General features: G+C 37.5%; 1 protein-coding gene. It reads right to left on the minus strand.

The features are described 5' to 3' along the window. On the minus strand, window positions 1-480 hold a 480-nt coding region (locus tag FRY74_RS12800; protein WP_189765285.1), incomplete at both ends, for a SprB repeat-containing protein.

The raw sequence follows: 480 nt of genomic DNA on the forward strand, positions 1-480 counted from the left end.
AATCACTCCATAAATAAGTATAAGGGAAAATACCATTATTCTCTGAAACAGTTGCTGACCCATTATTTCCACCAAAACAAGACACGTCAATTCCTGATACATTGATTGTAAATAATGCAGGATCAACTAAATCAACGTTAGTAATCTCTGTACAATTATTTGCATCTGTAACAAGAATAGAATATCCGCCAGCTAATGCTGGTAAATTATATATCGTATCATTATTTAATGCCGGATTTGAATTCCATTCATATGAATAAGGCATCACCCCTCCCTGTGCATTAACCCATACTGATCCATCTGCCGAATCTGTACACGATGGATTTATTCCTCCCGAAGTGATTGCTAAAACTGAAGGCTCTGTAATGTTGGTCGGTGCAGAAATCACACATCCATTGGTATCGGTTACAGTAACTGAGTAACCTGAAGCAACTAAATTTGTTGCCTGTGGTGTTGTTTGTGATGCTGCATCATTCCATA

Origin of the sequence: Vicingus serpentipes (assembly GCF_007993035.1) — a bacterium.
GTDB lineage: Bacteria > Bacteroidota > Bacteroidia > Flavobacteriales_E > Vicingaceae > Vicingus > Vicingus serpentipes.